Origin of the sequence: Enterococcus sp. DIV1937 (genome assembly GCF_050535975.1) — a bacterium.
GTDB classification, from domain to species: domain Bacteria; phylum Bacillota; class Bacilli; order Lactobacillales; family Enterococcaceae; genus Enterococcus; species Enterococcus faecalis.
In genome coordinates, this window is record NZ_CP172909.1 from 2,660,300 (window position 1) to 2,685,061 (window position 24,762).

The following is a 24,762-nucleotide window of genomic DNA, read 5'->3' on the forward strand; positions in this document are numbered from 1 at the left end:
CTATGCCTTTGCAATGATGGAAAGAATTTTAAATCACACTTAATGTGACTGAGTTTACTATATAATGCGTAATAAATAATTACGCATTTTCCCTTATCTTCCTATTCGCACACAAAAAAACGAATGCAAAGATGCATTCGTTTTTGACTAACCGCCACCTAATAAAAAGTCTAGGACATTCATGCCGCCGCTTGTTTGGCTGCGGTAAAGTTCGGTGTAGCCGCATTGGGTACAGCTAATTGTAATAAATTTTTTATTTTGAACATCAAAAATTTTCGCAAAGTTCCCACCTGTTGCTTGAAATTGGTCCGACACATAGTGCATGTTGCCACATTTCTCACAAACATATTGTTGCTTTTCCATTCCCCTCACTCCTTCTCAATAAAATAAGTATAGCAAACGCCTGCTTCATTTTCCTCCATCCTAAGATGGATTTTTTCACTAGTTGACCAAGCCTTTTCCTTTCCGCTACAATAAGCATAACGAATCGGAGGAAAAAATATGTCGACAAAAAGCCAAGTCCTAACTTTATTGATGAAACAAACGCCCGCATTCCTTTCGGGCGAAGAGATGGCACAACGTCTGTCCTTATCTCGCACAGCTATTTGGAAAGCAATTAATGAATTGAAAAAAGATGGCTATCAAATTACTAGCGTGCAAAATAAGGGGTATCGCCTTGAGAAATCAGATGTCCTTTCTGCAGAAGGCATTCAGTTGGCATTATGGCCACAAACACCGCCTTTAACAATTACCGTCCTAGAAACATCTGAATCTACCATGACCGATGCTAAGCGGGCGATTTTAGACCAGACACCCGACAATACATTGATTGTTGCTGACATGCAAGAAATGCCGCGGGGCAGGTTCGGCCGACCATTTTTCGCTACGCCAGGTAAAGGGATTTACATGAGCATGGTGCTTCAACCGAACCAAAATTTTGAAGAAATCGCTCAATATACTGTGATTATGGCCGTAGCGGTCGCTCGAGCAATGGATGCTCTGGCAGGCGTTCAGACAGAAATTAAATGGGTCAACGATCTTTATTTAAATGGCAAAAAAGTTTGCGGGATTTTGTCGGAAGCCATGAGCAATGTGGAAACAGGGCAGATTTCCAATGTCATCATCGGCATGGGGATTAATTTTTCAATTACAGAAACCGAATTTCCTGAGGACATTCGGCAAAAAGTGACTTCTCTTTTCCCAGATGGTGAACCGACAGCGACGCGAAATGAATTAGTCGCCAACATTTGGAATCATTTTTACCAAATTTTAGACGAACGTTCAACGAAAGACTTTTTAGAAGAATACCGACAACGCTCCTTTGTGATTGGCAAAGACGTCGCTTTTACCCAAAACGGGCAAGACTTCCGCGGCGTTGCGACAACCATTAATGGAAATGGAGAATTGATTGTTCAGTTGCCTGATGGCACGGCCAAAACGTTGTCTTCTGGGGAAATTAGTTTGGACCAGATTGGTGAATGGCGTCGAGGATAAGTGGGGAAGTTTAGAAAAAAGAAAGTGGGACATCAGTCGTTTTGACTGATGTCCCACTTGCTACTTCTGAAGATAATCAGCTGAACAAAAGCAGCCCCTTCGGAAATTTCTTCTTATTTCTTGGCGCTAAGCACTTTTGTCTCAGCCGCATTATCTTGATACCTGATTATTGAACATTAACATCTATCGCTTGATAAAATGAATTAATCGTGTCATTGATATCCCAAACGGCATAAATAACATGGTATCCTTTCCTATCAGCGGGAATCTTTATTCTGTGTGTTTCTGTATCATTGACCATAAATCCTTGACCAGGAGGTAAATCTTGACCTATTGGTTGCCCTACTATGCCAATCAGTTCCATTTCGTCCATCGTTAATGGTGCATTAGGATTCCATCCAGGTTTCGTCATATAGTATCTAAAACGATTGGTCTTATGTTTTGCCGTCATCACCCATTTAAAATTATTCTCTCCTGTTGTTATATTACTTTTTACCCAACGAGTGGCTGTTTGTTCATCTAGTTTGGAATAGCTTGCTAAGCCAGCTGAAGGCAACCTTCCATTTAATTGACCCGTGTCTAATAATTTAGTTGGCGCTTCAATTCCTTGGGGTGTCGTGATAATTTCTGGCTGTGAGCTGTCTTGACCAGGTCCCCATCCAAATCCGTTTGCTTCCGCATTTTTGACTCGACTGACTGGGCTATCAACATAGCCGTGTGCATAACTCTGCTGTGCATCTCCTAAAGCAAAAACACTGATCATCGTTGCGCCCACTGCAATTATGAATAACATCATTTTTTTCATGTATATCGCTCCCTTATAAGCAAAACCCTTCAAAAAACATGTAATCTTAATCAACTGAAACGTAAAATCTCCACAACATCATTTTTACTTTTTCGATAGCGACCATCAACTTTGTGCACAATTATTGTCGACATATTTATTTTAAATGAACTAGCAATTCAATAGCAACTGTCCGCCTTTTTTACTGAGAAAAACTTATAGCACTCTTATAAAAAATGTTTGTTTTTTAATTTATCATTATTGAACACCAACTATTTATAGCGGTTAACCGAGAACAGCCTTGTACACTTTTTTTAGAATGCTCAAGTACTGTTTTTTTAACTTCTTCACTTCCCCACACCTTTAAATTTATTTAAAAAACAATAAATTTTCTTAAACTTCATTGTGAGAACCGCTGCATAAATTCTATACTTCTAGCGTTAGATAAAATAACCTTGTTAGGTGAGGCTCCTATCCAAACATAGGCTATTGCGCAGAAATGTCGAAAGACACCAATGTGTAAAACAGGAATGGTCGAATTAAGGCTCTTCTAAAAATAGCTAAGAGAAATCTTTACGTTGGATAGTGCTAAAGCTCAGACGATGAGAACCGATTGGCTTGCTGTGTCCTGTTTAGTCGCAAGCGCTTATTTACAATCGATGCTGGCTTAGTCTACTCTTTCAAGGGAAAAAGAAAGGGATTCTCATGCAAACATCGAATAAAAAATTTCCACTTTATGCCCTAACAACGCTTGGTTTTACTTTCCTCACTTTGTTAGTGGCGGCTAGTCCAAATTGGTTTCAACAAATGGACGAAGCTATCTATCACATCAAATGGCAATTAAATGCCCCACTTTTAACAGCGGTCAATCTGTTAGCAAAAACAGCCACAATTGGACCAATGCTGCTATTCTTCTTATTATTGATGGTATACCTTTTACGCAAAAAAGAAAAAATCCTAGCCTTTTGGGCTGTCAGTAACCTATTAGCTGTCGGCTTCTTAGGGAGCGTTTTTAAACATGTGGTGGGTCGGGCTCGACCAAACCTAGGCGCTTTAGCTGACCGGAGCTCTGCTAGCTTTCCCAGCGGACATTCATTATTAGCAATGGCGCTAGTCTGTACAATTTTGATCATTTTGGCCTATCTTCATGTCGAAAAAACCAAAGGCATCAAAATTTTCTTACTCACTTATTTAGTTTTGATTGTGTTAGGTCGCTTAATCTTACGCGTTCATTATCCTAGTGATGTCATCGCTGGGATGCTCCTAAGTTATAGCTGGATCAACTTTTCATTTCAAATTGTTCAACGTTATTTGCCGGCACCTGAACCAGAGGAAGCAGAAGTACCGACACAACGCCGACGCCGCCATTCTCGTAAAAGAAAAAGTTTATTCGTGGTCTTCAGTTTAACCCTTTTATTTTTAGGCACACTTTCTGTTTCGGCTTACGGCGTCAGCATGTATCGTAATTTGCAAAAAACGGCGAACACCATGTATAAACCAAGAAAATCTTCCACGAAGAGTCCCGATTTAGCCAAAGGTGAGCCGGTTAGTTTCTTAATTATGGGAATTGCGAATGACTCAAAACGCAAAACCGATTACCGCTCCAACGCCTTGATGGTGGTTACAGTGAATAATCAATTACAAAAAACTACCATCACCAGCATCCCACGTGACTACTATGTGGAAATGGCTGGCACCAATGGCGAATACAATAAAATCAATGCGGCCCACGTTTTCGGTGGTGCCGATATGCAAATTAAAACGGTTGAAAATGTCTTGCACATCCCAATCAATCATTACTTTTCAATTGATATGGATGCTATGAAGGACCTTGGCGATGCGGTGGGCGGCGTCACTGTTGACAATGCCTTTGCTTTTGACGCTGAAGGGATTCATTATCCGAAAGGCAAACAGCATTTAGGGGGCTGGGAAGCTTTACAATATGCGCGCATGCGTTACGAAGACCCCGAAGGCGACTATGGTCGTCAACGCCGCCAACGAGAAGTTTTAATCGAATTAACCAACAAGCTACTTTCTTTTAACAGCTTGCTAAAATATCAAGAAATTCTGGACGTAATCGGCGAGCATGGCGAAACCGACTTGTCCTTTGACCAAATGATGGCAATGCTAAAAAAATACACCCCCGCACTAAAAACGATTGAAACCGATCAATTAAAAGGCTACGATTACACTGGCGATGGCGTGACAGGGATTGAAGGTATTTCTTATCAACTTGTGGAAGAGAGTGAACGCCAACGTGTCGAAAATGCCATCAAAGAACAAATGAACCTCTCTACGAAAGACACTGAACAATCGCAATAACGACTAAAAAGCAGCGCCCCTTAATGAAAGGGGCGCTGCTTACTTTGGCTAGTTAGACGGTCATTTCAAAAATATTAATTTTTGTCACCGTTAGTAACGGCTCTACATCAGAGAGGTATGTTAGCGCATAGCTCTCTTTTCATTACCATTATAGCACAATTACCTAAAAAAATATATTGGAAACTAATTATTTTTTTGTTTCACATGGTATAATCTAAGTGTAGAGAAGTTATGGCGGAGGCAAGCGCACAGGAACATGCGCTTTGCGACGAGAATCGCAACAAAGTGAGAAGCGTAGGAGCAGAGACTTTCCCTTTCGGTGGTGGTGCTTATGAATGTAAGTACTAAAATCTATGAAAGGAGAGGCCTTTTGTCTATCGCAGAAGCTTTAGCTCTGATGATTAGTTTCGGTTCTTTTATCGCAACGTTAATCTTCGGAATCCTAGAGGCTGTTAAAGAAGACAATAAAAAATAACCGTCAACTTTAGCGAGCACGGTTATTTTTTATAAATCACTAAAAATCGCTACCGTCTGAAACGGCTCTACACTAGAGAGGTATGTTGGCGCATACCTCTCTTTTCATTACCATTATAGCACAACGACCCTCAAAAGACCATCAATAAAAATGCCCGAGCCTTAGAAAAATAAGAGGCTCGGGCATTTTTATTTTTATGGGCCAGTCACTAAATTCCAAGTGACGGCGGCTTGGTATTGTTGGCCAGACATGCCTTGATTGGCGGGCACTTCTAGTTTGATGTTAGCAAACGTGAAGTCCAACTGATAGACGTCACTACCTGTGAACTGTTGGTTCGCGACCACCGCTGTTGCGGTATTGTCGGCGGTTAAATTCACGGTGCCAGTCTTGCCAAGCGGTGTCTTGGTTTCTGTTGATTGGTTGTAATCGGTAAAGCTGGCAGCAGCGGCCGTTCCTAGCAACAAGCGGGTCGTTGTCGGCAGTCTGTCTGTCGCTGATTTTGGTTGCGACAGTTGCGCCGTTAAGCTCCAGTTGTCTTGGCTAGTATTCAGGCGTAAATAGGGATTGCGTGTGCCGTTGTCGTAGTAATCAGCGGCTTTTTTCAAACCATATTGTTGCTTACTTCCTGAAATCGCTAATTTGCCAAAATCAAATGTTGGCGTACTAATGAAGCCGTCGCCGTCAGGATTAGTTATTTCTTGGTCTAGGTCTTTAATACGGACCGTATCTTTGGCGATTAAGCTGCCAAAGTTGCCCGTTACTTCAACTTCAGCGGTTAAAACTTGACCAGGATTTCCTGTAACGGCGGTTCCTAATAAGTTCATTTGTAACTGTCCGCCTGCTGGTAAGGGCGTATTTAATGGCAGAGAAAAACCTGCTGCCCACTGTTCTTTCGTAACTGGGTAGGCCTTAGCATTCTGCCCTGTACCTAACACAAAAATAGTATTGGGCGGGCTGATGCCAGCGGCCCATGTCGCCGTTGGTTTGATTTTAATGGTCGTCAACGGGGCTTCTCCCGTATTTTTTAACAGCACTTCCCAGTGATCCATTGTCGCGCCATTTTCGACTATGTCAGCGGAACCTTTTACCGTTAATTCTGCTGTAGGAACCGCTTCTTGATATACAGCGGTCATGTCGTCATTCTCATCAAATGTTGGAGTAAAGCTTGGTGTTGTTGTTGTTTTTAAAGGTGTTGTTGTTTCTTTCCCCTTGTACCAGCCTTTGAATACATAGGTTTTTTCTCCGACTTGGTAGGTTTTCGGCAACGCTTTTGCAGCGGTATATTTATACGTTTCACTGTTCATTACCAGCTGATTTCCTTGCGTAAATCCTGTCGGTGCTGTAATCTTCGTACCATTCTCATCTACAAAGTTTTCAGTGATGCGCCGATTTTCTAAATAGTAATTTACTGTCCCTGTTGCGTATATTTCTGTGTGAGCAGTCACCCCGCTCACTGTACTATTATAATCCATTTTATAAAGAGAAGAGAAGGTTGTTCGAGTGGTTTCCCCTTGCCACCCTACTTCAGGAAACCGGTAATCCGTTTGAGACCCCGAAATTGGTGTCACTTGTAAACGATTTTCAGTAAATTCTGCACTATTTTTCGTATTATGATACGCAATTATTCCCGTAATCCCAGAATAATTCGGACCATTATATTTACTCGACGGGGTTATAGTCGGCGTTTTATAATACTTAGGAATTGTCACGATGCTATTACGTGTTCCATAAAGCTCTTCATCCGACGTAAAACTTCCCACAATATTGACAGCTGGAAGCTTTAACTGTAGAAAATCACCAGTTGGTAACGCGGTAATAGTTTGCAACTTGCTTTGTAAACCACCCACTACCTGAGACATATCTGTGCGGATATTGAAATTACTTGGTGCTACATAGTCACCCGTCTCATTGATAAAACCAAAATTAATCGTTTTGTCTTCCGTCTTAAATTCATCATATACTATAGTGATATCATCTTGGTCATCATAAGTCACTGGATAACTAATATTTCGATTTGTTCTGGTGATTTCATTTAGTTTGTCTGGTTTTTCTTTGCCTTTATACCAGCCTTTTAAGACATAAGGCCGATTATTGACTTTGTACATAAAAGGCAACGTACCTGCCTGAGTAAATGTAAAATTATCCTTATCAATGATTGTTTGTTTCCCTTGTGTGAACCCAGTTGGCGGCGTAATTTTCGTTCCAGATGCATCCACAAAATTTTCAGTTACACGGCGATTAACAAGATAGTAATATAACGTGCTTTCAGGAAACATTTCCACGCCAGCTAACGAATTATCATTTCTTATAAGTGTTGTTTTATATAAACTTGAGAAAAGGTTTTCAGGATTATCATCCCAGTATATTTCACGGAGTTTATAACGTTGGTTCTGACTCTTCGTTACTGTGAAATATACAGGATTTGCGCCTTCTGTATAAGGATTACCAGCAAAAGTCCTTTCTACTCGTCCTGCTAACGGATACTCTTGTCCTTGATACCCAGAAGGTTTTTGAAACGAAAGGTTCTTATAGTATTTAGGAATCTCAATAAACGAGTTCCTTGTACCATAAAAGTTCGAGCTATTCGTCAACGTGTACTGTTTTTGTGGAATTGTCATGGCTTTTAAGTTTCCTGTTTGATCCGTTGCCGAAATATTATCTAAAACCGTGCTAACGCCATCGATAATCTGAACTACCTCTGTGGTGACTTTAAAGTCAGCAGGATTGAGTAATTGCCCACTTTCTCCAACAAACCCAAACTGCACGGTATTGCCGCCATATTTAATTTCTTCATATATAATTGTTAAATCATCATTATCATCATAGGAGGCATCATATTCCGGCACTCGTGTGGTTTGTAAATTTTGAGGTTGCGTTTTCCCTTTATACCAGCCTTTAAAACGATAGGCTTTGTCATTCGCGTAGTAACTATAAGGTAATTCTTGCGCCAATTTAAAATGGTAGGTGTCGCTGTCAATGACTGTTTGCTTTCCCTGGGTAAATCCTGTCGGTGCTGTAATCTTCGTACCATTCTCATCTACAAAATTTTCAGTGATGCGCCGATTTTCTAAGAAATAATACATCGTATCATCGGTTGTATAGTAATTTGGCACACTTACTTCTGTATTTGTACTAGTCAAAATAGAATCAAATCTCGTTTTGGTCGTATCCTCTATCCAAGAAGTGTAGTACAGTCGATACTGATTGGCTGTCGTTGTAGGATATAAACTATAATATTTGCCATCTGTCTCCACCCGTATGTCAGCTAGCGTACTGTCCACAAAACGCATTCTTTTTGTTGCAACAGGATAAGCCGTACTGGAGCCTGTATAATGAGGCCCAGATGTTACTGTTGGTGGTTTGTATTGTTTAGGGATTGTTAAGCGAAAATTAGTACTACCATAAAAGGCAGGATTTATCGTTTTCGTGTAGGTTAATTGTTGACTAGGAATAGTTAATTTTTTCAGATTCCCACTATTAACACCTGTTGCTGTTCCTACTTGCTTCGCTGTTCCGTTCATGATCGATGTTAAATTAGTCTGCATCCCGAAATTCGCTGGCGCTATTAATGCGCCTTTTTCATCTACAAACCCAAAGCTATAAGTGATTTCCGGGATTGTCGTTGTCTTTTCTTCTAATTCCTCATAAAAAACATACACATTGTCTTTACCATCGTAAGTAACATCAAATTCTGGTGTCAATGTGGTTTCCAACTTAACGGCTTTAGGATCTGGTCGAGCGGATCCTTTATACCACCCTTTAAACTGGAAGTGACGATTCCCAGAAGAATAGGTTTTTGGAAATGCTTTTGGGGCTTTATAGTGAAAATTGTCTGACTCAACCACCGTTTTCGAAAGGGCTGCATTATAGCCTGTCGGATAGGTTGGCAAAACTGTCGATGTCATGTCATTATAATAAATACTAACTCGTCTATTGGGTACATAATAATAAATCGTATCATCGGTTATTAAATAATTATTTTCACCTGCAGTCGTGGCCATATTGTAAGCAGCAGAAAATTGGACTTTTTGAGGATCAGGGACCCAAGAATATGTTCGCAAACTAAATTGCTTAGGCGTTGCCGTAGTAAACATATTAAAACGTTCCCCTGTTGTGTATGTACTATAATCCTTGCCAGTAGCTATAGTTACTTGACGGGAAACAGCCAAAGGAAAGGTTGTCGTGTCTGGTCCTTTATAAAAATTATTAGGCGTTGTCTTGGGGGCAGTATATTGCCCTGGCAACGTAATTTTGTGATTGGTTAGTCCCGAAAAACCGTAGTCCTCTGTGGCGTCATCATCAGGAAGTGTAACTTTCGGCACCGTCAACATCTTGAAATTCCCTAGATTACTAGTTGTAATGGTTCCCACCTTTGTCTGAGTACCTGATTTTCTTTCTACTTTCGTGACATCGGCTGTGAACGTCACTTTAGCAGGATCAATAAACAACCCATTTTCATCAATAAAGGCCATTTTATAGGTTTTCTCAGGAATATCAGCCGTTTTAACTGCACGATTTTCTCGCTTTGTCGGCACCTCCTGAGTCGCTTCAACAGCCGCTGTCGTTGTATCGGCTGTTGCTTCAGTCTGGTCCTCTGCCGATGGTAGTTGCGGCTCTTCTATCATCTTTTGAGGTAATTCTGATGTCTCTGGTTCTGTGGGTGTTTCTGATGAAGCAACTGTGTTGGCTGTTTCATTTTCTTGACTAGCGTTTAACGATGAGTCGCTTGTAGCGGTATCCTCACTTGCCGTTGTTTCTCCCGTTTCAGTGGTTGTTTCATTTTCAACAACCATTGTTTCGGCGAGTACTGAGATGCCATTGAGTGAACTTATCAATAAGGAACAACACAAAGCGGTTGTAAGTAACTTTTGCCATTTTTGATTCATGCTATTCTCCTTTTTATGTATTGGTTTTATTGTTAATTGTTATATGTAAACCTTTTAATTTTCTCCATTATTCTATCAAAAAAAGGCGGCCTTGAAATTTTAAATTTTGCTACAGCTAAGTGACTTTTCCAATGATTCCTATTATACCAAGGCGGAAGAGCACTTTTTCACCGAAAAAGTGCTTGATAATCAAGAGAATCTGCCATTTTGCTACTGATTCTCAGCCAAATTCCTTAATTTTCATAAACAAAAGCTCAAAATATTAGTATCAAACACTAACATTTTGAGCTTTTCTCATGATATTTTTACTATTTATAAAAGGAGTCCGCCACATAATCCCGAAGGTTGTTAGGGACCAGTCACCAAATTCCACGTGACGGCGGCTTGATATTGTTGGCCAACCATGCCTTGATTGGCGGGCACTTCTAGTTTGATGTTAGCAAACGTGAAGTCCAACTGATAAACGTCACTACCTGTGAACTGTTGGTTCGCGACCACCGCTGTTGCGGTATTGTCGGCGGTTAAATTCACGGTGCCAGTCTTGCCAAGCGGCGTCTTGGTTTCTGTTGGTTGGTTGTAATCGGTAAAGCTGGCAGCAGCGGCCGTTCCTAGCAACAAGCGGGTCGTTGTCGGCAAGCTGTCTGTCGCCGATTTCGGTTGCGACAGTTGCGCTGTTAAACTCCAATTCGGTTGGGTTTTCTTGATCCGCAGATAGGGATTGCGTGTGCCGTTGCCATAGTAATCAGCGGCTTTTTTCAAGCTGTGCTGTTGCGTACTTCCCGCTACCCCAACCTGACCAAAATTGAAGGTTGGAACACTGATGAAGCCTTCCCCAGTCGGTTCTTTTGTTTCTTGATCTAAATCTTTAATCCGGACAGTATCTGAGGCAGTCAGTTTGTTGAAGTTCCCTGTGACTTCCACAGCAGCTTTTAGCACTTGGTTTGGTTGTCCAGTAACTTTTGTTCCTAGGAGATTAATCGTTAGTTGACCGCCCACAGGAAGACTACTGTCTAAAGGAATCTCAAAACCTGCTTCCCACTGCTCTTTCGTGATTGGTCGAACTTTCGTATTTTGACCAGTACCTAAAATAAACAGTTCCGTGGGCGTACTAATTCCAGCCGCCCAGTCAGTGGTTGGTTTAATCTTAACTGAAGTTAAAGGTGCTTCTCCAGTATTTTTTAAGAGCACTTCCCAATATTCCATGGTTGCGCCATTGTCAATGACATCGACTGCACCACGCATCGTTAAGTTAGCGCTGATGTTTGCTTCTTTGTAGACTGCCGTCATGTCGTCATTGCCATCAAAAGTTGTATTGTATGTTGGCGTAGTGCTTGTCGTTAAGGTATTGGGCTTGGTTTTACCTTTGTACCAGCCTTGGAAAATATAAGTTTTACCACCTACTGAATAACTAGCTGGTAAGGCTCTTGCTGCTGTGTACTTGAAAGTGTTGCTCGTCATGGGAATCTGGTTCCCCTGCGTGAAGCCTGTTGGCGGCGTGATTTTAGTGCCGTTGGTGTCCACGAAGTTTTCGTTGACTTGTTTACGGGTGACTGTGTAGACTAATTTGGATGCATTTACTGGATTTCCACTAAAAAGATTCATGGTAATTAGAGGCTTACCTCCGTCACTCGCATAACCCATCAATGTATTGAATACTCCACTACTTTCCTTTGAAAAATATACTCCATCTGTATCAAAGCCTAATAAGGCGATATTTCCAGCACTCAGGTTATATTCTGTTGGCACTTGATTAGGATCTATAATTGTGGCGCTACCACTGGTATAGTTATAGCCATACATTTTCATAACACTTTTCACCGTATCTAATTCAATACTATTGACATATTTTAATTGTTGATTGATCGCTAGTTTATCTAGAGAAAAATTAAGTCTGTTCGTACCATTAATTGGTTTGTCATTCCCATAAACTCGCAATAGCTCTGGTGATAATGGCATCGTACCATTGTTAAGACTTAGTGTGTATTGTCCGCTACCTTTGCTTTTGGAGGTTAAATCGTACAAATCTGTATAAAGCCTATCACTCGTTCTTTGCACACGATATTTGCCGCTAAAAGTTAACGCTGGCGTGAAGCCAACCCCTTTTTCGTCTACAAAGTTTACATCTAATGATGGATACAACGTTGTGACTGCCTCTTCCTCATACACCACCGTCAAATCGTCATTCCCATCATAGGTCACCGCATAGCTTGGCGCTTTGGTGGTGGTCAAAGTATTGGGCTTGGTTTTGCCTTTGTACCAGCCTTTGAATTTGTAGGTTTTGCCTCCTGCTTGATAGGTGTCTGGCAAAGTACTGCTTTGTTTGAATGTGAAGTCATTGCTGGTCATTGGTGTTTTCTTGTTTTGGGTAAAACCTGTTGGCGGCGTGATAGCTACGCCGTTAGTATCTACGAACTTTTCGGTAACTTGTTTCCGAGTGACTACGTAATTAAGTGTTTCTCGGTACGTGGTAGTGCCATCAAAACCTATTAATATTGGTCCACGTTCTATAGAATCTGTGCGCAGCATCGTTAATACGTCAGTAATTTCTGGAGCCAAAGCTAATGAATTTAGAGAAAAGATATTTGCACTATTTTTAGAAAATGTTCTATCCCTCTGAGTCAAACTACCTGTAACATAATTACCAAATTGAGCTGCTTCAGATGTTTGTTGCTCACTGTATCTGGTCCTGTTTATACTACCAGGCGGGGCAACAATACTGTCGACATACTTTAACGTGTTATCAATCTTTAATTGTTCAATTGCGTACAAATTATGAGTGTAACCTGCTGGTAAATTTGTGAGAAAATCGTACGGCATAGGAATCGTTGCATTGACAGCTACTCGATATTGACCACCACCTGCATTAGAAGAAACAATTGGATATCTATCAGCGTATGGTCGCCACTGACTAGTTGCCGTGTGGCGAGCTAATTTATAATACGTCCCTGATAACGTTAAGTTTTCATCAGCAAAAGCTTTTCCTGTTTCATCAGTAAAGCCAAAAATCATTCTCGGATAAATCACTTGATCATTCGGTACCCAACGTGGCGAAATACTCTTTTGTCGGTCATTTTCACTACTATTTTCTGGTACCGATTCTGTTGTTTCAGTTTTCACCTCTGGTATTTCTGCTTGTTTCTCTGTTTCCTGTGTTACTTCTTCCCGACTCGTTTCAGTCGTTTCTTGACTGCTTTCCGTACTTTCTTGCATTGCGCTACTTGCTACTGTCGGACTACTTTCACTCGTGACTGTTTCCGCAACTGCGGTCACGCCAGCAAAGGCGTTAATCACTAAAGAACTACACAAGCCAATGGTTGCTAAGCGTTGCCAGTTAATTCTCTTCATGTCGTCCCTTCTTTCTATGTACCATTTTGATTCATGCTATTCTCTTTCTTTATGTATTGGTTTATGTACAGCTTTTAATTTTCTCCATTCTATCAAAAAAAGGTGACCTTGAAATTTCAAATTTTGCTACAGCTAAGTGACTTTTCCGACGATTCCTATTATACCAAGGTAGAAGAGTCCTTTTTTACTAGAAAAATGCGCGAAAAACCAAGAAAATCTGCCATTTTGCTTCTGATTCTCAGCCAAACCCCTTAATTTTTATAAGAAAAAGCTCAAAATGTTAGTATCAAACACTAACATTTTGAGCTTTCCTCATGATAACTTAACTATTTTAAGGACCTGTCACTAAGTTCCACGTAATTGCGGCTTGGTATTGTTGCCCCTTGACCCCTTGGTTGGCTGGCACTTCAAGTTTGACATTGTTGAAGGTGAAGTCCAACTGATAGATATTACTCCCAGTGAATTGTTGATTGGCAATAATCCTAGTGGCCGTGTTGTTGGCATTCAAACTAATGGTACTCGTAGTACCGACCGCATTTTTCAACTCGGTAGGTTGGTTGTAATTTGAGAAACTCGAAACAGGAGCCGCCCCTAATAATAAGCGGGTCGCTGTCGGCAAGCTGTCTGTCGCTGATTTCGGTTGCGACAGTTGCGCCGTTAAGCTCCAATTCGGTTGGGTTTTCTTGATCCGCAGATAAGGATTGCGTGTGCCGTTGCCATAGTAATCAGCGGCTTTTTTCAGACCATGCTGTTGCGTGCTTCCCGCTACCCCAACTTGACCAAAATTGAAGGTTGGAACACTGATGAAGCCTTCCCCAGTCGGTTCTTTTGTTTCTTGATCTAAATCTTTAATCCGAACAGTATCTGAGGCAGTCAGTTTGTTGAAATTCCCTGTGAATTCCACAGCGGCTTTTAGCACTTGGTTTGGTTGTCCAGTAACTTTTGTTCCTAGGAGATTAATCGTTAGTTGACCGCCAACAGGAAGACTACTGTCTAAAGGAATCTCAAAACCTGCTTCCCACTGTTCTTTCGTGATTGGTCGAACTTTCGTATTTTGACCAGTACCTAAAATAAACAGTTCCGTGGGCGTACTAATTCCAGCCGCCCAGTCAGTGGTTGGTTTAATCTTAACTGAAGTTAAAGGTGCTTCTCCAGTATTTTTTAAGAGTACTTCCCAATATTCCATGGTTGCGCCATTGTCAATGACATCGACTGCACCACGCATCGTTAAGTTAGCGCTGATGCTTGCTTCTTTGTAGACTGCCGTCATGTCGTCATTGCCATCAAAAGTTGTATTGTATGTTGGCGTAGTGCTGGTTGTTAAGGTACTGGGCTTGGTTTTACCTTTGTACCAGCCTTGGAAAATATAAGTTTTACCACCTACTGAATAACTAGCTGGTAAAGCTCTTGTTGCTGTGTACTTGAAAGTGTTGCTAGTCATGGGAATCTGGTTCCCTTGCGTGAAGCCTGTTGGCGGCGTGATTTTAGCGCCACTTGTGTTCACAAAGTTTTCGGTGACTTTGCGGTTGGTTAAATGATAATAGACAGGTCCACTGATTGTTTGATATAGGGCAGTGATACTTCCAGAACTAGAATAAGAAACTGTTCTACGTAAGAAAGGTGGGTACCTAACACTAGAATCAATACCTGAATATATTTCTCTTGGTGTAAAACTCCCATCTGCTCGTTGTGTCAAGGTTAACTCAGCAATTACATTTGCTTCAGGTTGCACCGTATCATTGGATACCGAAGAAACAGTTGTCTTTACTGGTAGAGGATACTTAGGATCAATTTTTCCAGTTTTATCATAAAGATTCAACGATTTATAGTATTTAGGCAGGTTAATTGAGAAATTTGCGAATGCTTCACCATTCCAACCTACTACGGTAGGTTGTGCAATATTCTTTGCAGGTAACGTCACTTGCCGTAAATTACCAACTTTTACGCCACTCTGATTATTAGCAATTGTGCCAAATGATACCGTAGAGCCTGCTGCCCCAGTTCCTCTATACACAATACTCTTATAGTCATACGTGAGATTGATATCGTCAGGATTCACCAACTGTCCCGCTTCATTGACAAAACCGAATTGGTATGTTTCCTCTGGAAATTCTGTAGCTTCCTCATACACAACGTTCAAATCGTCATTATCATCATAGGTCACCGCATAGCTTGGCGCTTTGGTGGTGGTCAAGGTATTTGGCTTGGTTTTGCCTTTGTACCAACCTTTGAACTTGTAGGTCTTACCACCTGTTGTGTAAGTGTCTGGCAAGGTGCCACTTTGTTTAAAGGTGTATGGGTCACTGTTAATTACTGTTTGTTTCCCTTGCGTAAAGCCTGTTGGTGGCGTGATTTTAGTGCCGTTGATGTTCACAAAGTTTTCGGTGACTTTGCGGTTGGTTAGATAGTAGTAAATTGGTTTGTCTATTGAAAAATATACCCCTCTATTAGTTGTTAAATCAGGATTATAGACCATCTTTCGCAAATAAGAAGGTACCTGAATATCTGCTGGTGCAGCTCCTGTTGTTTGGTTAAAGATAAAGGATTGATTACTACTTTTCTTTAATTGAAACCATTGAGGTTCATCACTTGCCGAAGTTGGATAATTATTGTTTTTTACAGACGGAAATGGATACGCTGGATCAAAAGTACCAGCCTTATTATAAATACTTATGTTTTCATAATATTTGGGTATTTTGAATGTTAAGTTAGCCGCACTATATTGTGACATCCGACCTCTCAGTATTTCAAGAGATTGCGCAGGATAAACAATTTCCTTCAAGTTGTTTTTAGTTGGTGCAACTTGACCGTTTTCAAGACTGACCGTTTTCCAATTAGCAGAAATATTTGTATCCTCTGCATTGTCTGCAAATACTTCTCCGTACCAATTGTCATACGTCAAATCAATCGTTGAAGCATCTACTCGTTTGCCAGACTCGTCCACGAACCCGAATTGATAGGTCAGCGCTGGGAAATCAAAAGCTTCAATCTCCTCATACACCACATTCAAATCGTCATTATCGTCATAAGTCACCGCATAGCTTGGTGCTTTGGTGGTGGTCAAGGTGTTTGGCTTGGTTTTGCCTTTGTACCAACCTTTGAACTTATAGGTTTTGCCGTTGCTTGCTTTGTAAGTCTCTGGCAAGGTGCCAGCTTGTTTGAAGGTATAGTTATTGCTGGTAATACTGGTCTGCTTTCCTTGGGTGAATCCTGTTGGAGCAGGAATGGTTGCGCCTGCTGTGTCTTTGAAGGATTCGGTGACACGTCTATTAGTTAGATAATAATAAATTGGGGTTGTAGTACCAAAAATTAAATTAGTTACTCCTGAAGCATCACCGAGGTAATACCCAAAAGAAACCGGAGATTTATCTACTCCATAGGATGTTCGATTATCATAATTTTCTCTGAAAGTATTTGGTTCAGCTGCTTTAGTTAGTTCATACAGGCTTCCTGACGAATCTGATGACTGCACAGTACCAGATAGTAAAGAAGTAGTTGTGTATACAGGTAGTGGATAGCTTTTTGAACTACTATAGTAATTCGTTGGCTTAACAGTTAAATCGCTATATTTTTTTGGAACCGTAATTTTTATATCTGATACTCCACGAAAATTTCTTGGAAAGACAGAGTTAGTTGAATACGTGTAACTTGCTGCCGCAACATCAAATTTTTTATGGTCTACTGCATCAATAATAGATATGGGTTGTCTAATAGAAGGTGAATATACACTAGGGTCTGTACCTAACGCTGTTTGGTTAAAAGTCATTATGTTAGCACTCATATTTATTAATGATGGGTCTATAAATGAGCCATCTTCGCTAACGAAGTATATCGTAAATGCTCTGTATGGCATCTGAGCTAAAGCTCTGGTCCCAGACGATCTAAGACTATTATTATCTTTGATTTGCGACTTGTTTCTTAGTTCATCTTCTCTCAATTCTTCTGGTTTCTCTGTTTCCTGTGTTACTTCTTCCCGACTCGTTTCAGTCGTTTCTTGACTGCTTTCCGTACTTGCTGGCGTTGCGCTACTTGCTGATGTTGCTTCCTTAGCGCTACTTGCTACTGTCGGACTACTTTCAATCGTGATTGTTTCCGCAACTGCGGTCACGCCAGAAAAAGCGTTAATCACTAAAGAACTACACAAGCCAATGGTTGCTAATCGTTGCCACTTAGTTTGCTTCATGTCGTCCCTTCTTTCTATGTACCATTCCCGCCAAGCCGATTAAGGCTAAGCCGAGAATGCTAAGATTTGCCTGACTCTTGCTCCCTGTACGAGGGAGCTGCGAGCCAGTTGTGGTGGTCTGTGTCGAACCACCACTTCGTTGATCTCCTTTCGGAGGACCAGCTGGTTCCTTGGGATCAGCAGCTGGCGCATCTGTTTTCGGTGGGGCATCTTTAGGAGCGGGTGTTCTCGGATTTTGGTAAAATTCAATCCCCACCGAACTAGAACCACCATCAGACGCTTCAACATTTATAAAAAAACTAGGAGAAGATAGTAGACACACAATCATTAAATAACGCTTTTTTTTCATTTAAAAACCTCCTTTAGATTCACTTGTATTCGTTGATCTTTTATACAAGGAATGTGTAACAACCTTTTTTCATACCTCTATAATAACAAAGAACCCCCCCTTAGGAATTGACGTTTTTTTCGCACCTCTTGCGAAAATTTTGAAAGTTCTTGTTATACTAAGGTTTACAACGTCCGTTATTTAATAATCGTTACTAAAAAAAGGCGATTTTAGTCAATTTTTATCAAAAATCCCCGACAAAAGTTTAAGGTTTCTAGCCATTTAACGAGAAAAGCTCAAAAAGTTAGTAATTGATACTAACTTTTTGAGCTTTGTGTAACACTTTTGAAGAAGTCGCTTGAAAAAAAACAGTATTTTTTTCGTATTTTCTCTACTTTTTTAAGAATCTAGCCAAGCAACGCACTAATTAATAGCCCTAAGGCATAGGTGCCATTGAAAACCATTAAGTTTTTAATGGAATGACGGAAACTTTTCGGCTGCGGCAATTCTTGTTTAAACGTTTGAATATTTTTCCAAATGACAGGCAAAGTAGCAAATGTAATTAACACTGGCCATTGATAAATACCACTAATGAAGCCGAATAAAATCACCAGATAACCAGCTAGCGCTAACACTTGAAACAGCACAATCCCTGCTGGGCGCCCGATATAATAGACTAATGTATAACGGTGGTTCTCAATATCCGTGTCTAAGTCCCGTAAATTGTTGGCGAGCATGATGTTAGCAATCGAACAGACCAAGGGCAAGGACGCCACGACAATCGCAAGTACCGCCCAGAGATTGCCGTCTAAGCGAAAGGCGCCGCTAGCAAAATCGACCGTTAAGTAAAAAGGCGGATTGGTGACGACGTTCAAGTAAACGGTTAAGACGAAGATGCCTAAGCCCATCGTGAAGCCACTGAAAATTTCCCCCAAGGGCATGCGGGATAACGGAATCGGTCCATACGTGTAGAAGATCCCGATGAAGCAGCAAATCCCCCCTAATACGAGGAAGAGCCAGCCTGTTTGAACCGTCAAGTAAGCACCCACAACGGCAGTGAAGGCAATCATGGCGAAAATCATGTTGCGGACCAGTTGTGGTGAAACGCCTGATTGTCCGATAATATTTTCTTCATATTTATAGACGTCAGATTTGGCTTTTTTGAAGTCCATGTAATTGTTAATGGCGGTGGTGGCCATATCAAAGACCACCATGCCAATGAAGAAAACCAGCGTGTTGCCCCACTGGACTTCCCCGAAATAGGTCATTGAAAACAAGACCCCGATAATGAAGGGAAAGAGACTGGCAAGCTTCGTCTGAATTTCCACTACTTTTAAAAACACATTTAAAGACATTTTTAGTCGCTCCTTATTTCAAATCGGCCCGATTCCCCATCGTATAGCCAGAGTCTTTGCCGATTTCAAAGTTGCCTTCGATATCTTTGCTGATGTAGACTTTGTCGTCTTTTGTGACGAAAATGGCATCGGTTCCTTTCAGACTTTCGACATATTCTAGTCCTTTTTTGACGCCCATTGAGAAGACGGCTGTTGAGAGACCATCACCATCGATGGATTTGTCGGTGATAATGGTAACACCCGCGATGTCGTTATCAAACGGATAGCCAGTTTCACGATCAAAGAGATGGTGGTACGTTTTGCCATCGACTTTTAAGTAGCGTTCATAAATTCCTGATGTGACTAAGGTTTTGTTGCTTTCTTTGACTTGACCTAAGACTGTGTTGCGGGCTTTATTCGGATCTTGAATCCCAACTGTCCAATCCATGTCTTTGCCACGTGGGCTGTGTCCTAAGACGTAAACATTCCCGCCTAAATCGACGATAGCGGTGGTGACGCCGTTGTCTTTGAGGACTTTCACGACCTCGTCGGTGATGAAGCCTTTGGCAATTGCGCCTAAATCCAATTGCATGCCTTTTTCTTCAAGGTAAACGGTTTGCTCTTTGTCGTTGAATTTGACTTTCGTGTAATCAACGAGTTTCAAGGCTTGATCAATTTCGGCTTGGCTTGGTTTGCGAGCATCATCGAAGCCAATGTGCCACATAGAGGTGATTGGGCCAATTGCCATGTCGAAGCCGCCGCGGGAGTCTTTGCTGTATTCATAGGCTTTTTTCAACAAAGGATACAGGTCATCTGAGACTTTGACTGGTTTTACGCCTGCTTCTTGGTTGATTTCATCAATTTCTGAACCTGGTTGGTTGACCGTGATTTTATCGCCTAGTTCTTTGACACGGGCAAAGGCTTTCGGTAAGACGTCTTCTTTGCCATCATCGTAGATGCGAATTTGAACGTAGGTACCAAGCATTGTTTGACGGTCAGAGTATGGTTCTGTATTAATTTTCGCTTCTGGTTTTGAGGAACAAGCAGCTGCCACAAACAGCACTGCTAGAACACTCACCATGAGCAGAAGTTTCTTTTTCATAGGATTCCCTCTTCTTTCCTTCTTTAATTAAAAAATAAGTTCTCTTGCATAGTAGCCTTTTTTGGAAAAAATGAAAAGTCTTTCTCTTGGAAATTCACAAATTTCTGTGAAAAAATTTGTGAAATGATGGACAGAACTAGCGAAGAAAAAGGGGCGGGAAAGTCAGCCAACCGACTTTTTCCCAACCCCTCAATGGTGTCAAGTAATTGCTGAAAAGCGTTTCAGGAACTACTTCACGATTCATTTATTATTACTTATTTTGTTACGATGTTGTCAACAACGATTTCAGTTGTGTCGCCTTTTTCAGCAGCGTTCACTAATTGTTGTGCGTAGTTGATGAATGAATGTGTGCTGTGTGTTGCACCAGTTACCACTTCAACACCTGCAGGTGAGCCGTCTTCTTCGCCCATTGCTTTAACAAATTCTTTGTTTAATGTTTCGATATATTCTTTTGGTCCAACGCCAGCAACGTCTTTCATTTTGCTTTCGTATTCAGTGTCATCTTTTTTAGATTTGCCGTCAGCGTTCACGTTATCGTAGTTAGATTCAGTCACTTTACCATCTTTCACAGTCATTGAGAATGTTGTGTGGTAGCCGTTTGAGTCATTTTTTTCTTTCAATGAGTACGTACCATCTTTCAATGTTGCCCCATTGTCGATTTCGATTGTGTCTGTGTTACCAGCTTGTGCTGCTTGGATTAATTGTTGTGCGTAGTTTTGGAATGATTCAGATGAATGAGTCGCACCAGTTACTACTTCCACACCGCTTGCGCTTTGTGCTTTAACAAAAGAATCGTTTAATTGTTTGATGTATTCTTTTGGTCCAACACCAGATTTTGCTTTCATGCTTTCTTCATACTTAGTGTCTTCTGTTTTAGATTTGCCGTCAGCATTGATGTTGTCATATTTAGATTCAGTGATTTTGCCGTCTTTTACAGTCATTTCAAAGACTGCACGGTAACCATTTTTTTCATTTTTTTCTTCTAATTTATACGTACCATCTTTTAAATCGCCACCGGCAACTTTTTTCGCTGGTGCTGATGATTCAGTTGATTTTTTCGTTTCTGAAGATGCTGCGCTAGAAGAGTTCGTTGTGTTGTCTTTCTTGTCTGCACCACATGCTGCTAAGACTAAACTTGATAATGCAATTGCCGCAAAACCTTTAACAAATTTATTCACTTTCATTGATAGTCACCTTTTCTTTCATGATTTTCACAAACATCAAAAGTTTGTGATACATTACACATTATAATGGTTTTAAAAACGTTGTCAAGACCATCCCCTAAAAATATTTACATTTCGGTCTTTTTTTCATCAAAAACTCATCGTTGGAGTAAATTTGTTGACAATTAAAATTTATATTAGACAAATTCGTGAAATACTTATATAATGTTAGTCGATTGTGTACTTATTAATCATTATCACTATTTTACTACTTACAATATTAAGGAGCGGATTGTCAATGACAAAGCAAAATATTGTCGTTGTAGGTGCTGGGTATGCTGGCGTTTCAGCTACTAAATTTCTAGCAAAGAAATTTAAAAAAGATACGGACGTAACAATCACATTGATTGATCGCCATTCTTACCACACTATGATGACCGAATTGCATGAAGTAGCAGGCGGACGTGTTGAACCAGAAGCAATTCAATACGACTTACAACGTTTGTTCTCACGCAAGAAAAACGTAAAATTGGTAACAGATACTGTTACTGGGATCGACAAAGAAAACAAAGTTGTGAAAACTTTAGCAGGTTCTTATCCATTTGACCAGTTAATTCTGGGTATGGGTGGCGAACCAAACGACTTTGGAACACCAGGCGTGAAAGAAAATGGTTTCACCTTATGGTCATTTGATGATGCAGTGAAAATTCGTCATCACATTGAAGCAACCGTTGCTAAAGCAGCCATCGAACCAGATGCTGAAGTACGCAAAGCAATGTTAACATTCGTTGTCTGTGGTTCTGGTTTTACTGGGATCGAAATGGTCGGCGAATTAATCGACTGGAAAGATCGTTTAGCGAAAGATGCCAAAATTGATCCAGACGAAATTACATTAATGGTTGTTGAAGCAATGCCAACCATCTTAAACATGTTATCTCGTAACGATGCTGCCAAAGCAGAACGTTATCTAGAAAAGAAAAATGTTCAATTATTATTGAACTCACCAATCGTTGAAGTTGCAGCAGATCACATTAAATTAAAAGATGGTTCTGAAGTGCCAACGCATACGTTAATCTGGACAGCTGGTGTGAAAGCAACTTCTGATGCCGCTGACTTTGGTTTAGAAGCAGCCCGTGGTAGTCGTTTAGTTGCGAATGAATACATGCAAGCAAAAGGCTACGAAGACAAAAACATTTATATCATTGGTGACTTGGTTTATTACGAAGAAACACCAAATACACCAACTCCTCAAATCGTTCAAGCGGCTGAACAAACAGGTCATACTGCGGCTGCCAACATCGTTGCAGATATTAAAGGTGGCGAAAAACACGCCTTTAAAGGAAACTACCAAGGATTCATGGTTTCCATCGGCGCGAAATGGGGCGTTGCCAACTTATTCGATAAAATTCATTTGAGTGGTTTCTTAGCCATCATTATGAAACATATCGTTAACTTGAAATACTTCTTTGATATTCGTTCTGGTTACTACATGTTCCAATACATTATGCACGAAATCTTCCATATTAAAGATGATCGTTCTGTTGCTCGCGGACATACGTCTCGTTACGGCAATGTCTTGTGGAGTGTTCCGCTACGTGTTTTCTATGGTATGGTTTGGTTAGTCGAATCAATGAAGAAAATTGTCGGCAACGGCGATTACTTGAAACCAAGCACTTGGTTTGGTGACGGTTCTTGGTTCACAGATAAAGTCGTTTTCCCATTCCCTTGGTTACAAGAACAAGTAACAACAGGTGCTTCTCAAGCAACTGAAACAGCAACAACTGCTGCAAGTGGTGCGGCGGATGCGGCGGCAAGCGGTGGTGCCGATGCGGCAACACAAGCAGCGCACTTTGGTTTAAGCTACGCTTACGGCGAAACACCAATGCAAGTGTTTGATCACATGCCTAAATGGTTCGAAAGCGTAATGAAATTTATGATGCCAAACCAAGAAGTTGCTTTGTTCATGCAAAAATTCATGACAATCGTTGAAGTATGTATTGCTTTAGCATTGATTGCTGGTTTATTCACTTGGTTATCAAGTGCTGCTACAATTGGTTTAACAATTGCCTTCTGTTTATCTGGCATGTTCTATTGGGTAAATATCTGGTTTATCTTTGTCGCTTTTGCTTTGATGAACGGTTCAGGCCGTGCTGTCGGTTTAGACCGCTGGGTAATTCCATGGATTCAACGCAAACTTGGTAAAGCATGGTATGGTACCCCGAAAGCTAGATACGGCGGTAAGTAAGCAATCGATCATCGATTGACAACTACGAGCAAAAGCTGAGACACATGTCTCCAGCTGACTATCATAGGATTTAGTATGTGGGACAGCAGTCAAGCATGACTTTTGTCCCACATATTTTCTTTTATATAATATGGTGACTCAACTGAGGTCGGGACAGAATCGTTTAGCTCCGAGAACCAAGTAGGTACTGTTCAACATCTATTTGCTTTGCAAATAGTGTTTCTCAGCAATAAGAAGAAATTTCCGAAAATTGTCATAAAATACAACGAGGAACGAGTTGATGTTGCATGATACCTACCCGGTGCTCTTTAATTTTTGGAGACCAAGTAGGTATTGTTCATCATCGAATCACTACGTTCTTCGTGATTCTCAACAATTTCGGCTTATTTCCGAAGGACCTTCACCAAGTAGGTACGATGATTTCATCTGTTCATGCTTCACAGTGAAACATCGCAACTCTTAGAGCTGTAGCTCTTTTGAAGGCTGTACTGTGACGAGACGCATGTCGAGAAAACACCTTAGAAGTTGTTGAGATCGGAGCAACGCGTAGTGTTGGTTCTGTTCCCGCCGTTTATCAGTTTTTGAGCTTGGAACAAAAATTCAAAATAATTTTTGTTCCAAGCTCGTTCACTGTGTTATGATAGACAAGAAAAAAACACCAAAGGAGAGAGAAGAAAATGACGATCAAAGAATTCATTAAGAAAAGTCGCTTGAAAACATGGGACGTTATTATTATTGCTATTTTAGTTCTTGGTTCTTTTCTGCCCCTTGTTGTTTTTGCCATGCAAAACCGTGGTCAAGAAGCGGCTACGTATCAAGCAGTCTTGAAAGTAGACAACAAAGTAATCAAAGTCTTTGACTTAAAAAAGGACGGCCCGCATTATACATATAAATACGAAGCAAAAGACGGTGATTACAACCTGATTGAAGTAGATGGTGATCGTATCCGCGTGAAGGAAGCCAACTGTGCTGACTTAGTGGATGTTCGACGAGGCTGGATTTCCAAACCTGGTGAAACCCCGATTGCCTGTCTACCCCACAATTTGTTTATCACCGTGGAAGCTTCTGATGGGAGTGAAGACGGTAGCTTAATTTATTAAG

Annotated in this window: 14 protein-coding genes and 1 riboswitch; of the genes, 5 read left to right on the plus strand and 9 right to left on the minus strand. The window is 40.8% G+C overall.

The window, feature by feature from the left end:
• Positions 1–147 precede the first annotated feature (147 nt).
• On the minus strand, positions 148–363 hold the full coding sequence (locus IGL13_RS12755; RefSeq protein WP_002354768.1) for a zinc ribbon domain-containing protein: 216 nt from the start codon (positions 361–363) through the stop codon (positions 148–150).
• 138 nt (positions 364–501) lie between these two features.
• Between IGL13_RS12755 and IGL13_RS12760 the strand changes: the two genes are divergently transcribed.
• Positions 502–1,494, plus strand: coding sequence for a biotin--[acetyl-CoA-carboxylase] ligase (locus IGL13_RS12760; RefSeq protein ID WP_002378862.1), 993 nt, complete (start codon positions 502–504; stop codon positions 1,492–1,494).
• Positions 1,495–1,660: 166 nt separating this feature from the next.
• On the opposite strand, the gene IGL13_RS12765 is transcribed toward IGL13_RS12760, so the two are convergent.
• On the minus strand, positions 1,661–2,299 hold the full coding sequence (locus tag IGL13_RS12765; protein ID WP_002378863.1) for a lytic polysaccharide monooxygenase: 639 nt from the start codon (positions 2,297–2,299) through the stop codon (positions 1,661–1,663).
• 426 nt (positions 2,300–2,725) lie between these two features.
• Positions 2,726–2,892, plus strand: a riboswitch (M-box (ykoK) riboswitch).
• A gap of 91 nt (positions 2,893–2,983) precedes the next feature.
• On the opposite strand from IGL13_RS12765, the gene IGL13_RS12770 reads away from it, so the two are divergent.
• Entirely contained in the window at positions 2,984–4,600 is a 1,617-nt protein-coding gene (locus IGL13_RS12770; RefSeq protein ID WP_002372620.1) for a phosphatase PAP2/LCP family protein, read from the plus strand.
• A gap of 331 nt (positions 4,601–4,931) precedes the next feature.
• The gene (locus IGL13_RS12775; protein ID WP_002396786.1) at positions 4,932–5,075 is read left to right on the plus strand and encodes a putative holin-like toxin; all 144 of its coding nucleotides are present in this window, start codon (positions 4,932–4,934) and stop codon (positions 5,073–5,075) included.
• 194 nt (positions 5,076–5,269) lie between these two features.
• Here IGL13_RS12775 and IGL13_RS12780 read toward each other — a convergent pair whose 3' ends face one another.
• The 7 genes from IGL13_RS12780 to pplA all read right to left on the minus strand — a co-directional run bounded on the left by IGL13_RS12780 (position 5,270) and on the right by pplA (position 21,437).
• Positions 5,270–9,961 (minus strand): WxL domain-containing protein, encoded by a 4,692-nt coding sequence (locus tag IGL13_RS12780; protein WP_194180218.1) that lies wholly within the window; start codon positions 9,959–9,961, stop codon positions 5,270–5,272.
• Between the two features lie 348 nt (positions 9,962–10,309).
• Positions 10,310–13,306, minus strand: a complete 2,997-nt coding sequence (locus IGL13_RS12785) for a WxL domain-containing protein (RefSeq protein ID WP_002378866.1) — start codon at positions 13,304–13,306, stop codon at positions 10,310–10,312.
• A gap of 331 nt (positions 13,307–13,637) precedes the next feature.
• Positions 13,638–17,489 (minus strand): WxL domain-containing protein, encoded by a 3,852-nt coding sequence (locus IGL13_RS12790; RefSeq protein ID WP_002378867.1) that lies wholly within the window; start codon positions 17,487–17,489, stop codon positions 13,638–13,640.
• Positions 17,476–17,838, minus strand: coding sequence for an LPXTG cell wall anchor domain-containing protein (locus IGL13_RS12795; RefSeq protein ID WP_002378868.1), 363 nt, complete (start codon positions 17,836–17,838; stop codon positions 17,476–17,478). The genes IGL13_RS12790 and IGL13_RS12795 overlap by 14 nt, the downstream gene beginning before the upstream one ends.
• A gap of 386 nt (positions 17,839–18,224) precedes the next feature.
• Complete coding sequence (gene menA / locus IGL13_RS12800; RefSeq protein WP_002358958.1) at positions 18,225–19,172, minus strand: 1,4-dihydroxy-2-naphthoate polyprenyltransferase; 948 nt, start codon at positions 19,170–19,172, stop codon at positions 18,225–18,227.
• A gap of 13 nt (positions 19,173–19,185) precedes the next feature.
• Positions 19,186–20,253, minus strand: coding sequence for an FAD:protein FMN transferase (locus IGL13_RS12805; protein WP_002354751.1), 1,068 nt, complete (start codon positions 20,251–20,253; stop codon positions 19,186–19,188).
• A 254-nt stretch (positions 20,254–20,507) separates the two neighbouring features.
• A complete protein-coding gene (gene pplA / locus IGL13_RS12810; protein ID WP_002378870.1) occupies positions 20,508–21,437 on the minus strand; it encodes an extracellular electron transfer flavoprotein PplA in 930 nt (309 codons plus the stop codon).
• 277 nt (positions 21,438–21,714) lie between these two features.
• On the opposite strand from pplA, the gene IGL13_RS12815 reads away from it, so the two are divergent.
• A complete protein-coding gene (locus tag IGL13_RS12815; RefSeq protein WP_002354747.1) occupies positions 21,715–23,661 on the plus strand; it encodes an NAD(P)/FAD-dependent oxidoreductase in 1,947 nt (648 codons plus the stop codon).
• A gap of 677 nt (positions 23,662–24,338) precedes the next feature.
• Positions 24,339–24,761: a NusG domain II-containing protein gene (locus tag IGL13_RS12820; RefSeq protein WP_002354745.1), complete on the plus strand. Its 423-nt coding sequence runs from the start codon at positions 24,339–24,341 to the stop codon at positions 24,759–24,761.
• The last annotated feature ends 1 nt before the right edge of the window (position 24,762 follow it).

Excerpts from the sequence above, each read along its gene's own strand:
- IGL13_RS12755 (WP_002354768.1), bottom strand. The coding sequence starts at position 363 with ATGGAAAAGCAACAATATGTTTGTGAGAAATGTGGCAACATGCACTAT.
- IGL13_RS12760 (WP_002378862.1), top strand. The coding sequence starts at position 502 with ATGTCGACAAAAAGCCAAGTCCTAACTTTATTGATGAAACAAACGCCC.
- IGL13_RS12765 (WP_002378863.1), bottom strand. The coding sequence starts at position 2,299 with ATGAAAAAAATGATGTTATTCATAATTGCAGTGGGCGCAACGATGATC.
- IGL13_RS12770 (WP_002372620.1), top strand. The coding sequence starts at position 2,984 with ATGCAAACATCGAATAAAAAATTTCCACTTTATGCCCTAACAACGCTT.
- IGL13_RS12775 (WP_002396786.1), top strand. The coding sequence starts at position 4,932 with ATGAATGTAAGTACTAAAATCTATGAAAGGAGAGGCCTTTTGTCTATC.
- IGL13_RS12780 (WP_194180218.1), bottom strand. The coding sequence starts at position 9,961 with ATGAATCAAAAATGGCAAAAGTTACTTACAACCGCTTTGTGTTGTTCC.
- IGL13_RS12785 (WP_002378866.1), bottom strand. The coding sequence starts at position 13,306 with ATGAAGAGAATTAACTGGCAACGCTTAGCAACCATTGGCTTGTGTAGT.
- IGL13_RS12790 (WP_002378867.1), bottom strand. The coding sequence starts at position 17,489 with ATGAAGCAAACTAAGTGGCAACGATTAGCAACCATTGGCTTGTGTAGT.
- IGL13_RS12795 (WP_002378868.1), bottom strand. The coding sequence starts at position 17,838 with ATGAAAAAAAAGCGTTATTTAATGATTGTGTGTCTACTATCTTCTCCT.
- menA (WP_002358958.1), bottom strand. The coding sequence starts at position 19,172 with ATGTCTTTAAATGTGTTTTTAAAAGTAGTGGAAATTCAGACGAAGCTT.
- IGL13_RS12805 (WP_002354751.1), bottom strand. The coding sequence starts at position 20,253 with ATGAAAAAGAAACTTCTGCTCATGGTGAGTGTTCTAGCAGTGCTGTTT.
- pplA (WP_002378870.1), bottom strand. The coding sequence starts at position 21,437 with ATGAAAGTGAATAAATTTGTTAAAGGTTTTGCGGCAATTGCATTATCA.
- IGL13_RS12815 (WP_002354747.1), top strand. The coding sequence starts at position 21,715 with ATGACAAAGCAAAATATTGTCGTTGTAGGTGCTGGGTATGCTGGCGTT.
- IGL13_RS12820 (WP_002354745.1), top strand. The coding sequence starts at position 24,339 with ATGACGATCAAAGAATTCATTAAGAAAAGTCGCTTGAAAACATGGGAC.